Raw genomic sequence first — 18,092 nt, forward strand, 5'->3', positions numbered from 1 at the left:
ACCAGCCGGGGCGTCAGCTCTCGCTGACCGACATCAGCGTGCGCAGGAGATAGCTGCTGATGAGGTCGCGCGCCTTGCTCGCGTCCCGGGCCTTCAAGGCGTCGATGATCGCGGCATTGTCGCGTGCGGCGGCCGCGCGCACGGCGCTGATCGGAAGCGGATGACCACCCGGTCGACCCCAACCTGCCTTGCGCCGCGACGCGATGATCCGCTCGAACACCGAGACGAGGAAGCCGTTTCGCGAAGCGCGGACGATGGCGAGGTGCAAGGCGTATTTGGCTTCCTTGAACTCGCTCCAGCTCGCGGCATTGCGAAGTGCTTCGAGATAGGTCGACAGCGCCGCGAGATCCTGCTCGGTCGCCCGTTCCGCGACCAGTTCGGCCAGCGTCGGCTCGAACATCAGGCGGGCCTCCAGCAGTTCGCCCAGGCTGAAATCGGGTTCGGCGGTCGCTTCCGCGCTGGTCTTCGACTGGCTTCGGGCCACGAAAGTGCCCCGCCCGACATGGCGGATGATCAGCCCTTCGTCGGCGAGCTGGTTCATCGTCTTGCGCACGGTGTTGCGGGCGGCGCCGAAGCGCGAAGCGAGCGCCCTTTCGGTCGGCAGGCGCGCGCCGGTCCGCAACTGTCCCTCGACGATCGAGCTGCGCAGGCTCTGGTAGATGGCATGACTGTCCGAATCGGATTTCAGCCGCGCGCTGGGCTCGTCCGGTTGTCTTGCCAGGTGCTCGATCATGTTTGGTCTGGTTTGGTCCCGCCAATTCTCGAATACCGATACCTCATTCTCGCCAGATGTTCAAAAGGCGCGATCGGCCGAGGCGGTGCGGAAAAATCGATAGCCATTGGTTGTAATTGGGCGATATTGGTTTAGAGATTGAACTGGTTTCATGCAGGGAAGCGTTGTTATGGGCGAGCGAATGGCACGGACGGGCGCGCAGCTGCTGGTGGATTGCCTCGCCCTGCAGGCGGTGGACCGGGTCTTCTGCGTGCCGGGCGAGAGCTACATCGCCGTGCTGGATGCCTTGCACGACAAGCGCGACGAGATCGAGCTGATCGTCTGCCGCCAGGAGGGCGGGGCGGCCAACATGGCGGATGCTCACGGCAAGCTGACCGGTCGTCCCGGCATCTGCTTCGTGACACGCGGGCCTGGCGCGACGAACGCATCGATCGGCGTCCACACCGCTTTCCAGGACTCGACGCCGATGATCCTGTTCATCGGCCAGGTCGGGCGCGATTTCGCCGACCGCGAGGGCTTCCAGGAAGTCGACTTCCGAGCGATGTTCGCGCCGTTGGCGAAGTGGGCGGCGCAAATCGACGACCCCGCGCGAATCCCCGAATATCTGCATCGTGCCTTCCAGACGGCGATGGCCGGACGGCCCGGACCCGTCGTTCTGTCGCTGCCGGAAGACATGCTCAGCGCGGTCGTCGAAGGTGAAATCGACCTGGGGCGGCGGGCCGACCCGCTGCCGGCCGCGCCCCGCTCGGATCAGGTCGCCGATGCCATGGCGATGCTGGCGAAAGCCCAACGGCCGATGGTGATCGCGGGCGGCGGCGGCTGGACCACGCAGGCCGGGCGCGACCTCGTCGCCTTCGCCGGCCGCAACCACGTGCCGGTCGCGGTTTCGCTGCGTTGCCAGGATTATCTGCCGAACGCTGACACCTGCTTCGTCGGCCATTTCGGGATCGGGGCTGAGCCCAGTCTCGTCAGGCGCCTTGCCGAGGCCGATCTTCTGCTCGTCCTCGGTCCGCGGCTGGGGGAAATGACGACGGCGGGCTACACGCTCCTGGCCCCGCCGCGACCAGCCGGGAAGACGTTGGTTCACGTGCATCCCGATCCGGATGAACTCGGCCGGGTGTACCAGGCCGATCTGCCGATCAATGCCGCGGCCAGCACGACGATCGCGGCGCTTGCGGCGCAGGCGCCCATCGCGGCGCCGGCATGGGCCGAATGGGCGCGCGCGTGCCGCGCCGACTACGAGGCGAGCCTGGTCCCCACAGCGCAGCCCGGCCAGGTGAATCTGGGCGAGGTGATCGTGCAGCTTCGCGAGGCGTTCCCCGACGACACCATCATCTGTTCGGGAGCCGGCAATTACACCGGCTGGCTGCATCGCCACTGGCCCTTCTCCACCTACCGCACGCAACTCGCCCCGAGCTCGGGCGCCATGGGCTATGGTGTGCCGGCCGCGGTGGCGGCGAAGCTCGCCTTTCCGGAGCGCGAGGTGGTGTCGATCGCCGGTGATGGCTGCTTCATGATGAACGGGCAGGAGCTGGCGACGGCGGCGCAATATGGGCTGAAGATCGTGTTCATCGTCGTCAACAACGGCATGTACGGGACCATCCGCATGCACCAGGAGCGCCATTATCCGGCACGCGAAAGCGGCACGGCGTTGACGAACCCCGATTTCGTCACGCTGGCGCAGGCCTATGGCCTGCATGCGGAGCGCGTGGAAGCGACGGGCGATTTCGACGCGGCGCTGCAGCGCGCACGCAGCGCAGGCACCGGGGCACTCATCGAGCTGGTGACCGATCCGGAGGCGCTCTCCGTCCGCTCGACGCTTTCGAAGCTGCGCAGCAGCTCGCTGGAGCGTCTGGCCCGGACCGCTTGAAGGAATTGCAGTGCCATCGACCGGCAGAGGATGAAGATGTCTTCCGATCAGTTCTTCTGGTCCGCGCTCAGCGCGGAAGAGCACGAGCTCCAATACAATCCGCAGGCAGCGTTCCCGAATTTCAAGGACGCCCAGGCAGACCGGGCGCCGATCAATGCCGAAGCCTTGGCGCGGCTGGAACGCCATGCAGACCTGTCCTATGGCGAGCATGCTCTGCGCAAGGTCGACATCTATCCAGCGCCGCGGAAAACCGAGCCGAGCCCGGTCCATATCTTCTATCATGGCGGCTATTGGCGTGCGCAGGACAAGGAGAACTTCGCCTTCGTCGCCGCTCCGCTGGTAGCGGCCGGGATCACCACCGTGATCGCGAATTACGAGCTCTGCCCGGCTTCGACGCTTGACGGCGTGGCGGAATCCGCGATTGCGGCTCTGGCCTGGGTGAGACGCGAAGCACGCCGTTTCGGTGGCGATCCCGGGCGCATCAGCCTGTCCGGGCATTCGGCAGGCGCCCATCTCGTCGCAGAATGCCTCGCGCATGACTGGGCGGCAGAGGGCGTCGATCCGGCCTTCGTCAGCGGCGCGGTGCTCATCAGCGGGATCTACGATCCGCGACCGGTCATGCCGACCAGCGTCAATGCGGATGTGCGCCTGACGGAAGAGATCGCAAAACGCCGCGATGTCGAGCGGCGGGACGTGCGTGTCAGATGTCCGGTCACCGTCTTCGTGGGCGGCCTCGAGCCATGGCATTGGATCGATCAAAGCTACCGCTACTCGCATCATCTCCACCGCAGCGGCATGAATCCGGAAGTCCACACGCTGCCGCGCTGGGGCCATTTCGACATCCTGAACGAGTTCCGTGAACCGGGAAGCCCGATCCTCGAAGCGGTCATCGGACAGTCCCGCTGATCTCTCGGAGGCTCGTCGCGCGCAACACGGGTAAGGACGGACGAATGGCTCGCCGATACAGACTAACCGCCTACGATATCGGCGCGCCGGCCACTTGCAGGCTGGAGCGCGGCAATATCGCCTTCGCATTCGCGCAGGCGGGAGAAGTCGCTATTGGCGACCGCCGGTTTGCTGAAGGGGACGGCGGGTTCGCACGCCCGGGAGATCTCGTTGCCAGCTCCGGCTGTGCCTGGCTGTTCGAGTTGGCGCCTGAGGGTTCTGTCATACGCCAAGGCGACGGCTTGTCGCCGGTGCTGTCCCGCATCGTCACCTTGCCCGAGGGTGACTTCATGCTCCGTGCGGATCGTGTCGGATCCGGAGCGGGAGTGAGAACGCCCGCTCATCGCCACCGTGGCCCAGGCATTCGCAGGCTGCTGACGGGATTGCTGCTCGCCGATGTCGGCGACCAGCTCGACCGCGTCGGGCCCGGACAGGCCTGGTTCGAAAGCGGGCATGAGACGGTCATCGGGACGAATATCAGCGGCGCCGAAAACGTTTTCGTTCGCTTGATGCTGCTGCCGACCACGCTTACCGGCGGCGAAAGCTCGTTCATCCCCGCCAATCCGGAAGAAGCCGCAAAGCCGCGCGCCGTCAGACTTCATCTATTCGGCGAGTGCCTGTTGGCACCAACGGTGTAACGCCGAACCTGCCGAGCGTAGCGACTGCAAACCCTTGGTCAAACCGTAGCGTTGCGCTCAGCTGATTTGAGACAGACCCGACAAATGCCTCGGATGGAGGTTTCGACCTCGTTGGCGTCCAGCGCTCCCTTGAGATCCATCGCTGGATCAGACGCTTGTGACAGCCAGCCCAGCACGAGGATGGTCGACGGCATATGACGGCGAAGGCGCTTGATGGCATATTTCATGTGAGCCGTACTCTGCGCACCGAGATAGCAAAGGCAGATCAGGGCCGGCTTCTGTTCAGCGAGCTGTGCGAGCCCCTCCGCTGACAGCGTGCTCGGCGGAAGAACCTTCGGGGCCAGGCCGTGCTTCTCCATGATCTGATTCAGCATCAGCGCAGCCGCCTCATCGAGCTGCGACTGTGCGCCGATACAGATTACGCGATCTCGGCCTTTGAAGGCCTCGCCCAGCGCCTCCTCGGCGAGCACGGGCAGGTCGGAGGTTCCTTCGCTTTCATCTGTTTGTTCGACGGCCGCCTCGCTCTCCGGATCCGTCGTTGCAGCGGTGGGTCCTGGTCGCCGGTCGTCGTGGTCCGACAGATCGTCGACGACCTCGCGCACGGTCGCGAGAATCTGGTCTCGACGACTTGCGTCGAGAACGCCGCGCGCCTCATCCGCGGCGGCGAGACGCAGGCCTTCGAGCGCGACTTCATCGTAGTATGCGGAAAGCGAGCGCTCCTTCAGCACCTCCTCGGCCTTGTCGGCCGCTTCTGCCGGGTCCCCTGCGAGGATGCGCTGATAAAAGATCTCCGGTGCCGAAAGCGGCGGTCGATCACCCAGCATGACGTCCAGGAACTCCAGCCGTTCGACGTGCCGGCCGAGAACCACGAGACACACCGTCAACGGCGTCGCCAGAACGAGTCCGATGGGTCCCCATAGCCAGGTCCAGAATGTCGCCGCGACGACGATGGCGACAGGCGACAGGCCGGTGGAGCGGCCGTAGGCCAACGGTTCGATCACATGGCCGACAATCGGTTCTGCGATCAGGAACAAGCCGGCCGTCAGCAGGAGCATCGTCCAGCCGGGATCGACCGATGCCGCGATCACCATTGGAAAGACCGCTGAGAGAACCGCTCCGAGGTAAGGTATGAACCGAAGGATTGCTGCTAGGATGCCCCATAGCAGTGAGCTGGGAACACCTATGGCCCAAAGGCCGCAACCGATGACGATGCCGAACACCGCATTGACGATCAGTTGAGTAAGGAACAGCCGGCTTAGACGTCTAGCCGCGTCGTCGAACGCGGCGGTGGTCTTTTGCAAGTCGTGGGTGCCGGTCAGCCGTATGAAACGGTTTCGAAGATCTTCCCGCTTCAGAAGGATGAAGATCACAAAAATCAGCACGATTCCCGTCGTGGTGAGCGGATGGATCAGCGGCGACAGAAATGCCTGCAGCGTTTCCATCGCGCCGGGCTCAGGTTGGTGCACCTCGACGGGAATCGGACGGCCCTCCCGAGCGCCCGCGGGCGGCTCGTTGGTAGGGGGGAGTTCCGGCTTGGGACGATCGAGTTCCTTGCCCAGGTCTTGCAGGACATCCGCAGCCCGGCTGAGAACTCCGCTGCCGGCTTCCGAGCCTTTCAGCGCGGCGATCTTCGCGCGCATCGTGCTCTGGTAGATCGGCAATTGACCAGCCAATTGCGTCGCCTGGCCGACCATGGCCATGGTCAGGATGGCCAGTCCCGCGAATGCTGTCAGGACAACCGTGATGACCGCCAAGGCACGTGGGACGCGGAGCTTCTGCAATCCTTTGACCAGCGGCGCCAGGACAAAACTGAACAGGACCGCAAGCGCCACCGGGACGAAGACCTCTCGTCCGAAATACAGCGCGGCAATGATAAACGCTCCAATGGCAAGGCTGGCGACGCCGTCGCTGGGCGACTTCGCTGCTGCACTCGGGGTAGCCGATGAAGTCACGATCTCGCGCATCTTTCATTTTCCTTGGACCGCGATGTCGGCTCACCATCCGACGGGAAAGATCTCACGATGCAGGCTGTCAGCCTCTACTTGGTCTCTGTTTTGTTCGATTGAGATGGGGCCTCTTGTGATGAATGTGGGGTGAAGCGGAATCTGAGCGCGGACTGTCTTCGACCAACCATGAGAACCCGAAACCGAGCGGAACGCCCTGATTGTCCCGTAAGTCAATTCTTTGGCTTGTTCGGTGGAGCAGAGTCGCCAGCCGGAACCGACCAGGTCGCGGTCCACGTCTCGCTCAATGTTCGATTTCGCGATCTGAGGAAGATTCTGAGTTCGGCCGATTGGCCGTCGGGCAGGGTCGCATCGACAATCGCGCGCACCCCATTCAGCGGCGCGTGGAACGCCAGGATTTTGGAAGTAATCGTGCCGCTCGTCGTCGTGGCAACGAGCTCCAACCGCTCGGGCTCGCTCCGGTAGTAGGCGAGGTCGCTCCCGGCAAAATCGATGATGAATCGCTTTGTGCCGTTGCCATCCACCACACCATCTTCGACATCAGAGCCATTGAAGCTCTGTTGCGCCTGCGCGTAGGGGTGCAGATGCCATGTCGCTGATATCGCAGAAATGCGATACCGGAATTCGGCGGGCCGTCCGATGGGCAGGGGCGTGTTTGGGGTCCAGCACGCAACCACATTGTCGAACGCTTCGTTCACCGTCGGGATTTCGATGAGATCGAGCCGGCCATCCCCCCAATCTCCCTGCGGCTGCACCCAGTAACTCGGCCGCGCATCGTAGCGCGCTTCCAGATCCTGATAGCTGCCGAATTCCCGGTCGCGTTGCATGAGGCCGAAGCCGCGCGGGTTCTTGTCGCCAAAACTCGATATGCGCAGCGCCTTTGGATTGCGGATGGGACGCCAAATCCATTCGCCCCCGCCGGATTGCATCATCAACCCATCGGAGTCGTGAATTTCAGGCCGGAAATCTGTTCGCTGGGCCAGGTCGCCCTCGCCAGCCTGAAACATGGACGTCAGCGGTGCGATGCCGATCCGCGCGATTTCCTTGCGAGGAATGATCGTGGCGGTCACATCCACATAGGTTTCCCGGCCTGGGCTGACGACGTAGCGATAAGCTCCGGTGACCGAAGGAGAGTCCAGGAGTGCGTAGATCACGAGTTCGGTCGTTTCGCGCCAGGGCTCCTCGAGCCAGAGCGCCCGCATAAACGGGAACTCCTCGGGCTGCTTCCCGCCGACGTCCAAAGCCAAAGAGCGAGCCGAAAGCCCATAGCGATGCCCCCGCCCGATCAGGCGAAAATAGCTCGCGCCCAGGAAGGAGATGACCTCGTCCTGCACCTTTGGATCGTTCAGATTGGTCGTCACAGCGAAACCCGCAAAACCGAGCGCGGGTGAGAGCCCCTTGGGAACCGGCACCTTGCCGTATTCGAATAGCCCGGTCGTGAACGGTATCGGGACTGCCGTGCCGTGATTGATGATGTGAATCTGGACCGGCTTGTTGTGAAGAAAACCTAGATGGAAAGGCAGGAGCCGGAAATCCGAACCACCATCGCGCCAGAACGCCTTGTCGCGACGAAAGCGGATTTCCCGGTAGCTGTCATAGGTCAGCTTCGATAATTCGGCCGGAATCGCGGCGCTTTCGGCATCGAAAGGCCGCTCCGCCAGCGCCAATGCTTGCTGAACGACGTTTTCGTAGCCGAAGCCTTTCCTGGCATCGCCCGTCGATTGAGCCTCCGCTGGGCGGTATCCCATCGCCCAGGCGCTGGACAGCAAGGCGAGGATCCTGCGACGGGACGGTGTGGACACGACAGACTCCTGACCCCGGGAAGGATAACGACCACGCTATGGGTAAGCCTCCAACTGCAGCGAGGTTTCCGGGTTCCAGACGGGCCATGGTCGGGCCACACATCCGGAGGTCCGCAGTGTCCGCTTCCGGTACCTGAAGGAGGGACCCGGAGCTCGTAGACTGAGACGTTCGCCCTTTTGGGCGGTCGCGTTGAGTGCGGCGCCGATCGCCTGATCGAAAAGGCCGCTGCCGACGTTTTACAAAGGCAATCCGAAACGACGCCCGAGTCTCAGAACGACCGTGGCGCCCGCGGCCAGAGCCGTTGCAAAAACCCAACCCGAAAGGGCGCCCGCTGAAATCCCCGACAGCAAGGTGCCGACTGTGCAGCCGAGCCCGATGACGGTTCCCCAGCCGAGCAGGACGCCGCCGGTGAGGCCCCGCAGGAGTTGGCCGATGCTTGGCCAGCGGGGCTTGAACTCCCCGGCAAGGAGGGCTGCGATAAGCGCTGCCACAACCAGGCCGAAGATGAAGAGGCCGTTCGGTGTCAGCAAGGCGTCGCGAATGATGGTGGCGCAGCCCCGGAAGCTGTCGAGGCCCTCCAGCCGCGAAGGCAGGAGTTCGAACGCGGCAGCCAATTGGCGCGAGCGCGAGCCGATCTCCGCCGTCACTCCGAGCGGCGAGAGGCGCAGATAGGCGCCAACCCCGATCAGGCCCACAAAAAGGCCGCCCAGCCACGCCGGCCAGCGCTGCCGGAATACGGCGACGAGAGGATCGCCCTCCGGCAGTTCGCGCCGCGCGGGGAGGGGGCGAGCGCGCAGCAGGAATAAGGCTAGCACAGCCAGAACGGCGAGCGAGACGACCAGCGCGCCGCCATAGCCGAGATGGCGAGGCAGCCAAAGGATGGGCGCATCCGCGATTGTCCAGAGATAGAGCCCGTTCCAACTCCGAAAGCCGATGATGAAGCCGCCCACGGCGCCGATCAGGGCAAAGGGCGCTGTCGGAGAGCCTTCGCCGAGACGGTAGAGATGGGCGCTGAGGCAGGATCCGGAGATCGCCATCCCCGCGCCGAAGGCAAGGCCCGCCAGGACGAGAGCGATGCTCACCGGCCCGATATGGGCCGTCGGAGGCAGGCGCGATCCTGATGGGTCCGGCAGCCAGGCACCGAAGATCAGCGTATAGCCGGTGATGCCGATGACGAGCGCCGTGATGATGCCGAGGAGGCCGCGCGGGTCGCGCCGGTCCAGCCAGTCACGCCAGATGCAGAGGAAGCAGAAACGCGACCGCTGGATCACGAAGCCGAAGGCGGCGCCGAGGATCAGGGACAGCTGCAGCTGCGGCGCCGGATCGCCGTGGCGGCCGACCGCGACGATGGCCGCCGCCAGCGCTCCGGCAAGGCAGAGCGCGATCAGGATGACCCAAGGAGGACCGGAAGCGCGATCGACCACGGCGGCCGGGCCGGCCATGGCCGCTTCGCGGGCGCGCTGATACTCCAGCGCGCCGCTCTCGTCGGAGATGCTCATCGATGCGAAGGCGGCTTACTTGCCGCCCCACACCGTGCCGGCGGGGTTGCTGATCGGCAGGCCGACGGTGTTGCCGTACTCGGTCCAGGAGCCGTCATAATTCGCGACCTGATAGCCGAGCACGCGCGACAGGATGAACCAGGTGTGGCTCGAACGCTCGCCGATGCGGCAGGTGGTGATGACCGGCTTCGAGCCGTCGATCCCGACATTGGCGTAAAGCTTCTTCAGTTCCTCCGGGGACTTCAGCGTGCCGTCGGCCTGGTTGACCGCCTGCGCCCAGGGCACGTTGACGGAGCCGGGGATATGTCCGGCGCGCAGCGCCAGCTCCTGGAAGCCCGCCGGCGCGATGATCTTGCCGGAGAACTCATCGGCCGAGCGGATGTCGAGCACGCGAGCCTCCGACTTCTTCTCGACGGTCGCGACGACATCGGCGAGGCGGGCGCGGAGCTTCCGGTTCGGTTCGGCGACGGTGAAGGCGGAGGCCTTGATGGCCAAGGGATTGGTCGAGACCGGGCGCTTTTCCAGCTCCCACTTCTTGCGGCCGCCATCGAGCAGCTTTACGTTGTCGCGCAGGCCGTAGATATCGAACACCCACGCGCCCCAGGCGGCGAACCAGTTGTTGCTGTCGCCGTAGAGGACGATCGTCACGTCCTTGTCGAGGCCGAGCTTGCGGGCGAGCACCTGGAACTTCTCCGGTTTGGCGATGTCGCGCTCGACCGTGTCGACGAGGTCGGTGTGCCAGATGATGTTCTGCGCGCCGGGGATGTGCCCGCGCTCGTAGAGGCCGGGCTCGACGCTGACCTCGACGATCCGCACCTTCGGATCGCTCAGGTTCTTCTCCAACCAGTCGGTGGTGACGAGCGGGCCGGAATTCGCGAGCGCGACGCCGCCGAGCAGCAGGGTTGCTGCGAGCGAAAGGACGCTTCGGCGCAGCAGGGACAGGGCGGACATGGCGCGATCTCCTTCAATTGAATGGGTTCGCCATGATTTCGCCACAGAGCGATCAGCGGAAGCCGAACAGGATTTTTTTGTTTGACCGCTGCGGAGAACGAAGAAGTCGTACGACCTAGGTTTAAGAAAACGCCGCGGCTAAGCGGGCCGTTGCCCCTGCCCATTGGCCGGGCTCGGCGCCGCAGTTTGTGGTCTTCGATCTTGTTCGGCGGCAGGTCCGAAGGCGAAGGCGCGCGTGTCGCCCTGTGCGCGGGAATCTGCGGCAGGGCAGCCCCCGTCCTGCGCTATTCGGCAAGCGGGAAGTCTGAATGGGCAAGCATCTGCGCCCGTTATGCCGGCACCGCTGAAAGGGGCCAGACGAGGCCGGCAAGGCGAAAGGTCGATTCCCGATCCGATCCGCCCGGCAGGCGGCACTCGATAGACCTAAGAAGAGAATTCCCCCGGAGCCGTGGACGGCGGAAGTCTTTCCACGAACGAACGCCGTCGAGCAGATAATCTACTAAGTTGGTAGTCTAATATTGACCGCCTGGATGCGCCCGCTCCAACAATGTGAGCGATCGCCTTCAACCCTTTAAACCCGCCGCGAATCCCTGCGGGCGGCGAGCTGTCGCGAGTGCTGCATGGTCCGGAAATCAGTCGATATCGCGGTTCTCGGCCTCGGCGCCATGGGTTCCGCCGCCCTGTTCCAGCTCGCGGCGCGCGGCGCGGAGGTTCTCGGAATCGACCAGTTCAGTCCGCCGCATCAGCTTGGTTCGAGCCATGGCGAAACGCGGATCACGCGGCTTGCAGTGGCGGAAGGCAGGGAGCTGGTGCCGCTGGTGCGGCGATCCCACGAGATATGGAAGGAACTGGAAGCACGAACCGGCGAGAGCCTGTTCGGCCAGGTCGGCTTCCTGGCTGTTTCCGGCGGCGGGCCGGGCCAGGGCGCCGGAGATTATGTCGATCGCGTCACCGCGGTCGCGCAAGGGGAGGGGATCGACCACGAAGTCGTCGATGCCGTTGAAGCGCGACGCCGCTATCCCTGGCTGAACGCGGCCGAGGGCGAGCGGGTCTATGTCGAGCCGGAGGGCGGCTATCTGCGGCCGGAGCACTGCGTTTCCGCGCAACTGCGCCTCGCCGTCGCGGCAGGTGCGCGGCTGTCGCTCGACACCCGCGTCCAGGCGATCGTTCCGGAGGGTGATCATGTCGAGCTGAGGACCGACCATGACACGATCCGCGCGGGCCGCGTCGTGGTGAGCGCGGGAGCCTGGGCGAGCAAGCTGCTCGGTCCGGACTTCACCAGCCTGCTGCGCCCTACGCGCGAAATCCTTCACTGGTACGGTCTGGAGTCCGCAGCCGCCCGCGCGTGGAAGGATGCACCGGTTTTCATCTGGGCGTCAGGCCTGCGGCAGGGCTTCTACGGCTTTCCAGCGATCGACGGCTCGGTGAAGGTTGCGCATGGGGAGAAGTCCGTTTTCGTCGACCCGGACCATTTCGACCGTTCGAGCGACGAGGCTGAATCGCGGGAGTTTTACGCGAAAGCGATCGAAGGGCGGCTCGATGGCCTGAATGTCGATGTCTCGCGTCGCGCGACCTGCCTCTACACTGTTTCGCCCGATGGCGGCTTCGTCATCGATCGATGGCCGCGCGGCGAGCGCGTTCTCGTGGTGTCGCCATGCTCAGGGCACGGCTTCAAGCATTCGGCCGCGATCGGCGAAGCCGTGAGCCAGCTTGTCCTGGATGGCTCAAGCCGTATCGACCTGTCGTCCTTCCGGCTGGGAAGTTTCGACCGACGCGATGGCCGTGACGCTAAGCTAGGGTAAGCCTGTTGCCGCGCGGCTTGCCCGATCTTCAAAACGTCGCGGCGGGGGAGCGGCGATGGCGAGCATGACCGCCACGCCAGGATGGCACCAGGTGGCGCAAATCGAAACCGAAGCGACACATGCCTTCGTAATGACGCCCGAGCTAGCTGATCTCGATCCTCTGCCGCTTGCGCAGCGCCTGGTAGAGCGAGGCACCCTTCACGGCGAGGAGCAGCACGAACGTCAGGATCATGATGATGAAGGCCGCCGCTGCGATCGCCGGGCTGATGTTTTCGCGCAGCGACGAGAACATCTGGCGGGCGAGCGTCGTCTGGTTGGGGCCGGCGACGAACAGCGTGATCACCACCTCGTCGAGCGAAGTGGCGAAGGCGAAGACGGCGCCGGTCAGGATGCCCGGCATGGCCAGCGGCAGCGTCACGCTTCTGAAGACCTTGACCGGGGATGCGCCGAGACTAGCGGCGGCCCGTTCCAGCGCCGGATCGATGCTGGCGAGCGAGCTCGCGACATTGACGAGCACGAAGGGCACGCACAGCACGGCATGAGCGATGATGACGCCGAGATAGCTGGAGGCCAAGCCCATGCGGGCGTAGAGGATCTGCATGCCGACGCCGAGCACCACGGCAGGCACGACCATCGGCAGCAGGAAGACCGATCGCAGCAGCCCAGAAAACGGCACGAGCTCGCGCCTCAGCCCGAGTGCCGCCAGCGTCCCGACCACGGTCGCGACGACTGTCGCGCCCGTGCCGATGATCAGCGAATTGACGATCGCGCGGGTCCACGCCTGGCTTTGCGCGAGCGCGCCGAACCAGCGCGTCGAGGGACCGGTGATCGGATAGACGAGGAAGACGCTGTCGGTGAAGGCGAGCGGCAGGATCGCGACGAGCGGCAACAGCAGGAAGGCGACGGCCAGCGCCCCGAAGGCGAGCCTCAACGTGTTGAAGGCCACGCCGCCCGGACGAATCGAAGCCCCGCTCATGTCTGCACCAGCGGCGTGCGCGAAAGCCGATTATAGACGATATAGAGCACCGTGGTCGGCACCAGCAGGAACAGGCCGAGCGCTCCAGCCATCCCCCAGTTGGCCGTTCCGGTGGCGTAGAAGGCGATGACCGAGCTGATCATCTGGTCGCCCGCTCCGCCGGTGAGGGCCGGGGTGATGTAGTAACCGAGCGCCACCATGAAGACGAGCAGCGAGCCCGAGAGCAATCCGGGCATCGCAAGCGGCAGCAGGACGTGGCGGAAGGCCTGCAGCGGCGCCGCGCCCAGCGCCGCGGCGGCCGGCATCAGGTTGCGCGGGATTGCGATCAGGCTGGCATAGATCGGCAGCACCATCAGCGGCAGCAGCACATGCGTCATGGCGATCAGCACGCCGGTGCGGTTGTAGATGAGCGAAAGCGGCGAATCGATCAGCCCGATCGCACGCAACGTTTGGTTGATGAGCCCGTTATCCTGCAGCAGGATGAGCCAGGCCGCCGTCCGCACCAGCAGCGATGTCCATAGCGGCAGCAGTACGGCAATGAGCAGCGCATTGCGCTTCCACCCGGATACGCTCGCCGCCAGCATCGCGAAGGGCAACCCGATCGCCGCGCAGAGCAGCGTGACCTGCGCCGCGATGATGAAGGTGCGCAGCATGATCGCACGGTTGACGGCGAAATCGGACTCGACCGGCTCGATCCGCGCGTCGTCACTGCGCTTGAGGTCGACCGCCGCCAGCAGATTGGCGTCCGTATAAGCTGGCATGCTGCGCTTCAACGCCAGCCAATAGGCTAGGTCGCCCCAGCGCGGATCGACTGTGGCGAGGTCTACCACGTCGGCTTCGCCAGCTTCCCGTACGGCACGGGCCGTGCGCGGCAGCAGCGTGCGGAAGCCGGCCTGCTGGCTGTTGAGCGTGCGCACGGCATCGCCGAAGCGCTCCTGCGGCGTGTCGGCCCGCAAATCCCGGACGAGTGCAGCCTGCAGCGGGGCCGGCGGCGGGCTGTTGCCATTCCAGCTCGCGATGGCGATTGCCGTTTGCGGAAAGGCCAGGCGAACGGTGCCGCCCTGCACCGCGGTGGAGACCATCATCCAGAGCGGCCAGAGGAAGAACAGGCCGAGGAACACCACCAGCGGCAGGATGAGGAGCGTTGCCCGGAGGCGCGCGCTCATGGCGCCACCAGCGAGCAATCGCCGGGTGCGAAGCTGGCAAACGCCCTGCTGCCGATCGGCGGTGCCGCATCGCGGCGCCCGGCCCTGGCGACGAGCCGGTTATCGCCATAGGCGAGGTGCAGGCGGATGTGATCGCCATGATAGACATGGTCTTCGATCGTCACCGGCAATGCGTTCGCAGCAGCATCCGGCACGAGATGCAGCATTTCAGGACGAACCGAGACCATGACGTCATGGCCGGCCTCAAAGGCTGCCGCCCTGTCGCAGGTCACGCTCCCGCCAGCCGCAAGCGCGATCATCGCTGCGTCGCCCTGGCGCTGCGACACGCGCCCCGCCAGCAGATTGGTCTCGCCGATGAACTCGGCGACGAAGCGTGTCCGCGGCCGGTCGTAGAGGCCAGACGGCGTATCGAATTGCTCGATCTTGCCGCGGTTCAGCACGGCGACACGGTCGGACATGGTCAGCGCCTCGCCCTGATCATGCGTGACGAAGATCACCGTCAGCCCGAGCTCGCGATGCAGCGCGCGGATCTCGAGCTGCATATGCTCGCGCAATTGCTTGTCGAGCGCGCTCAGCGGCTCGTCCATCAGCACGACCTTGGGCTCGTAGACGAGGGCGCGGGAGAGTGCGATGCGCTGCTGCTGGCCGCCGGAGAGCTGGGAAGGCTTGCGGTCCGCGAGGTGGCCGAGGCGCACGAGGTCGAGCGCGCGCTTCACCCGCGTCTCGCGCTCCGCCCGGGCGACGCCGCGCATCTTGAGCGGAAAGCCGACATTCTCCGCGATCGTCATGTGCGGGAACAGGGCGTAGTTCTGGAAGACGACGCCCATCTCACGCTTGTGCGGCGGCAGATGCTCGACGCGCCGTCCGTCGACATGGATGCTCCCGCCGGACGGCGTCTCGAAGCCGGCGAGCATCATCAGGAGCGTCGTCTTGCCCGAGCCCGATGGGCCGAGCAGGCTGACAAACTCGCCCCGCGCGACATGGAAATCGAGCGAGTCGACCACGGTTACCGTGCCGAATACCTTGCTGATGGCCTCGAAATGAATGAACGGATCCGGATCTCGCAAAGGATCAATATTCCCGTGACGGATGAGGCGAAGCCGTTGCGGCCGCGGCGAGGATTGCCGGAAGGGCAGGGCACGCCAAGCGGTCTGCCGGCAAGCCCCGAGCACGTTCTCGCGCGCCCGGGGACTTGTTGGATGACGAGCGGCAAACCGGAGGCGGCTGCTTGCCGACCTCCTTGCCGACCTACTTGCCGACCCAGGCGTTGAAGCGCTTGGTCAGGTCCTCGATGTTGTCGTTCCAGTAATCGACGTCGATCGCGATCGCGTTCTCGAGATTCTGCGGCGCGGTCGGCAGGTCGGCGGCGAGATCAGCCGGAACGGCGGCTGCGGCAGCCTTGTTGGGCAGGCCGTAGGCGATGTCCTGCGGCAGCTTGGACTGGTTCTCCGGCAGGCTGGCGAACGCGATGAAGTCCATCGCCTGGTCCTTGTTCGGGCTGCCCTTCAGGATCACCCAGCTGTCGACCGCGTAGATGCTGCCCGGCCAGACGGTCTTGAACTTGGTGCCCTCGGTCTTGTTGATGCCGCTGATGCGGCCGTTATAGGCCGAGGTCATCACGACCTGCCCGGACTTCAGCAGCTGCAGCGGCTGGGCGCCCGATTCCCACCAGACGATGTCGGACTTGATCTCGTCGAGCTTCTTGAAGGCGCGATCGACGCCGCCCTTGTCGCGCAGCACCTTGTAGACGTCCTTCGGCGCGACGCCATCCGCGATCAGTGCGAATTCGAGCGCATATTTCGGTCCACGGCGAAGGGCGCGCTTGCCCGGGAATTTCTTGGTGTCCCAGAAATCCGCCCAGGAGGTCGGCGCCGTCTTCAGCTTGTCGGAATCGTACGAAAGGAGCGTCGACCAGACGATCGCCCCGACGCCGCAATCGCTGACGGCGCTCGGCAGGAACTTGTCCTTGCCGCCGAGCTTGGTCCAGTCGAGCTTTTCGTAAAGGCCGTCGGCGCAGCCGATGGCGAGCTCGTCGGCCTCGACCTGCACAGCGTCCCAGTTCGGCGTTCCCGCCTTCACCTTCGCCTGGACGACGCCGACGCCGCCGTCCCAGGACTCGTCGAGGACCGGTTTTCCGGTCTTGTCGGCGAAGGGCTTGAAGTAGATCTTGCGCTGCGCGTCCTGGTAGTTGCCGCCCCAGGATACGACGGTGAGGTCACGGGCGGATGCCGCGCCGAGGCCGGCGATGACGAGCCCCGCCGCGAGCGCGGTGCTGCCGAGTATGGACTTCAGAAACGTCATGGATCTTCTCCCTGCTTCTGCTGCAGCGACCCGCTCCGCCCCTCGCGGACAGGATCGTTGTTGCCCTCATTGGAACCCCCTTTTTCGTGGTGCGATAGAGGGTTTCCGGAAAATCTTGTCGCCGGTTAGGCTCCGATCTCGCTCAGCAACTGCGTCGGCGCGAGCCGCAGCGCCGCTGCCCGCCTGTGCCCCTCCAGGCCTTCGCTCGCGCTCTGGCGCATGGCCGGCGGAGCCACGGCTGCGACGCCGCGCTCGTCGAGCCATTGATGGGTACAGGTCTTGAGATAGGAGCCGACCCAGAGGCCGCCGGTGTAGCGCCCGGCCGCCATGGTGGGCAGCGTGTGGTTGGTGCCGCAGCATTTGTCGGAATAGACCACGCTCGCGGCGACCCCGATGAAGATCGACCCGTAATTGCGCAGCTTCGCGGCCGTCGCATGCGCATCGCGCGTGTGCACCTCCAGGTGCTCGGCGGCGATATGATCGGAATAGGCCAGCATCGTCGCCTCGTCGGCACAGACGACGATCTCGCCATAGTCGCGCCAGGCGGCGGCGGCCACCGGCGCCGTCGAGAGATTGCCGAGCTGCCGCTCGATCTCGACGAGCACCTTTTCTCCCAGGGTGCGATCGGTTGTGATCAGGCCGACGCGGGTGCGCACGTCATGCTCCGCTTGCGCCAGCAGATCGATCGCGATCGTCACGGCATCGCCGGTCTCGTCCGCGACGACGAAGATTTCGCTCGGCCCGGCCAACTGGTCGATGCCGACCAGCCCGAAGACCTGCCGTTTGGCCTCGTTCACATAGGCGTTTCCGGGGCCGACGATCTTATCGACCGCCGGGATGCTTTCCGTGCCGAAAGCCATCGCGGCGATCGCCTGCGCGCCGCCGACGCGGAAGATCCGGTCGGCGCCGGAGAGATGGCAGCCGGCTATCATCGCCGGGTGGGCTGCCGGCGGCAGGCATGCGATGACCTCGTCGCAGCCGGCGACCTTGGCCGGCACGATGGTCATGATCGGCGCCGACAGCAACGGGTAACGCCCGCCCGGCACATACGCACCGACGCGAGCGATCGGGATGATGCGGTGCCCGAGATGCAGGCCCGGCAGCGCCTCGATCTCCAGGGGCAGCAGGGTCTTGCGCTGCGCCTCGGCGAAGCTCCGCACTCGTTCGATCGCGAATTCGGTATCGGCGCGTGTCTGCTTCTCGAGTCCTTCGAGCGCAGCGGCGCGCTCCGCATGCGTGACCTCGAACGCCTCGATATCGACCTTGTCGAATTCGCGGGAATAATGCCGCAAGGCGGCGTCGCCGTCCCGCCGCACCGCCTCCAGAACGGCCTTCACCGTGGCCTCGACGGGGGTGTTGTCGCTCCAGGCACTGCGCTGGGGCGCCTTGATGCGCGTTATCCGGTCTTCCAGGGCGGGATCAGACTTGGACATGCAGTGTGTTC

The 18,092-nt window shown here is 65.1% G+C and carries 14 protein-coding genes; 4 read left to right on the forward strand and 10 right to left on the reverse strand.

Features of this window, described 5'->3' with window-relative positions:
* Positions 1–13 precede the first annotated feature (13 nt).
* Positions 14–733 carry a FadR/GntR family transcriptional regulator gene (locus NWE53_RS04360; protein ID WP_265053152.1) on the reverse strand — a complete coding sequence of 240 codons (720 nt, stop codon included), beginning with the start codon at positions 731–733 and terminating at the stop codon, positions 14–16.
* 169 nt (positions 734–902) lie between these two features.
* Between NWE53_RS04360 and NWE53_RS04365 the strand changes: the two genes are divergently transcribed.
* Genes NWE53_RS04365 through NWE53_RS04375 form a run of 3 tightly spaced genes read left to right on the forward strand, consistent with a single transcriptional unit; the run spans position 903 to position 4,186 of the window.
* Positions 903–2,603 carry a thiamine pyrophosphate-binding protein gene (locus tag NWE53_RS04365; RefSeq protein WP_265053153.1) on the forward strand — a complete coding sequence of 567 codons (1,701 nt, stop codon included), beginning with the start codon at positions 903–905 and terminating at the stop codon, positions 2,601–2,603.
* Positions 2,604–2,639: 36 nt separating this feature from the next.
* On the forward strand, positions 2,640–3,509 hold the full coding sequence (locus tag NWE53_RS04370; RefSeq protein WP_265053154.1) for an alpha/beta hydrolase: 870 nt from the start codon (positions 2,640–2,642) through the stop codon (positions 3,507–3,509).
* 44 nt (positions 3,510–3,553) lie between these two features.
* On the forward strand, positions 3,554–4,186 hold the full coding sequence (locus NWE53_RS04375; RefSeq protein ID WP_265053155.1) for a hypothetical protein: 633 nt from the start codon (positions 3,554–3,556) through the stop codon (positions 4,184–4,186).
* A 38-nt stretch (positions 4,187–4,224) separates the two neighbouring features.
* Here the strand turns inward: NWE53_RS04375 and NWE53_RS04380 are convergent, their stop codons facing one another.
* The 4 genes from NWE53_RS04380 to NWE53_RS04395 form a co-directional block, all read right to left on the reverse strand.
* Complete coding sequence (locus NWE53_RS04380; RefSeq protein ID WP_265053156.1) at positions 4,225–6,150, reverse strand: AI-2E family transporter; 1,926 nt, start codon at positions 6,148–6,150, stop codon at positions 4,225–4,227.
* A gap of 212 nt (positions 6,151–6,362) precedes the next feature.
* Complete coding sequence (locus NWE53_RS04385; RefSeq protein WP_265053157.1) at positions 6,363–7,952, reverse strand: OpgD/OpgG family glucan biosynthesis protein; 1,590 nt, start codon at positions 7,950–7,952, stop codon at positions 6,363–6,365.
* A gap of 237 nt (positions 7,953–8,189) precedes the next feature.
* Entirely contained in the window at positions 8,190–9,452 is a 1,263-nt protein-coding gene (locus NWE53_RS04390; RefSeq protein ID WP_265053158.1) for a YeeE/YedE family protein, read from the reverse strand.
* A gap of 15 nt (positions 9,453–9,467) precedes the next feature.
* The gene (locus NWE53_RS04395) at positions 9,468–10,403 is read right to left on the reverse strand and encodes a sulfurtransferase (RefSeq protein ID WP_265053159.1); all 936 of its coding nucleotides are present in this window, start codon (positions 10,401–10,403) and stop codon (positions 9,468–9,470) included.
* Between the two features lie 620 nt (positions 10,404–11,023).
* Here NWE53_RS04395 and solA point away from each other — a divergent pair.
* Positions 11,024–12,205: an N-methyl-L-tryptophan oxidase gene (solA, locus tag NWE53_RS04400; protein WP_265053160.1), complete on the forward strand. Its 1,182-nt coding sequence runs from the start codon at positions 11,024–11,026 to the stop codon at positions 12,203–12,205.
* A 142-nt stretch (positions 12,206–12,347) separates the two neighbouring features.
* Here the strand turns inward: solA and NWE53_RS04405 are convergent, their stop codons facing one another.
* From NWE53_RS04405 to hisD, 5 genes are all read right to left on the reverse strand, one after another.
* Positions 12,348–13,181, reverse strand: coding sequence for an ABC transporter permease (locus NWE53_RS04405; protein ID WP_265053161.1), 834 nt, complete (start codon positions 13,179–13,181; stop codon positions 12,348–12,350).
* Positions 13,178–14,347, reverse strand: coding sequence for an ABC transporter permease (locus NWE53_RS04410; RefSeq protein ID WP_265053162.1), 1,170 nt, complete (start codon positions 14,345–14,347; stop codon positions 13,178–13,180). Before NWE53_RS04410 ends, NWE53_RS04405 begins: the two co-directional genes overlap by 4 nt.
* Positions 14,344–15,414 (reverse strand): ABC transporter ATP-binding protein, encoded by a 1,071-nt coding sequence (locus tag NWE53_RS04415; RefSeq protein WP_265053163.1) that lies wholly within the window; start codon positions 15,412–15,414, stop codon positions 14,344–14,346. Before NWE53_RS04415 ends, NWE53_RS04410 begins: the two co-directional genes overlap by 4 nt.
* Before the next feature lie 181 nt (positions 15,415–15,595).
* Positions 15,596–16,648, reverse strand: a complete 1,053-nt coding sequence (locus NWE53_RS04420) for an ABC transporter substrate-binding protein (RefSeq protein ID WP_265053164.1) — start codon at positions 16,646–16,648, stop codon at positions 15,596–15,598.
* Positions 16,649–16,773: 125 nt separating this feature from the next.
* Complete coding sequence (gene hisD, locus NWE53_RS04425; RefSeq protein ID WP_265053165.1) at positions 16,774–18,081, reverse strand: histidinol dehydrogenase; 1,308 nt, start codon at positions 18,079–18,081, stop codon at positions 16,774–16,776.
* Between the last annotated feature and the right edge of the window lie 11 nt (positions 18,082–18,092).

It is taken from the genome of Bosea sp. NBC_00550 (assembly GCF_026020075.1).
Taxonomy (GTDB): domain Bacteria; phylum Pseudomonadota; class Alphaproteobacteria; order Rhizobiales; family Beijerinckiaceae; genus Allobosea.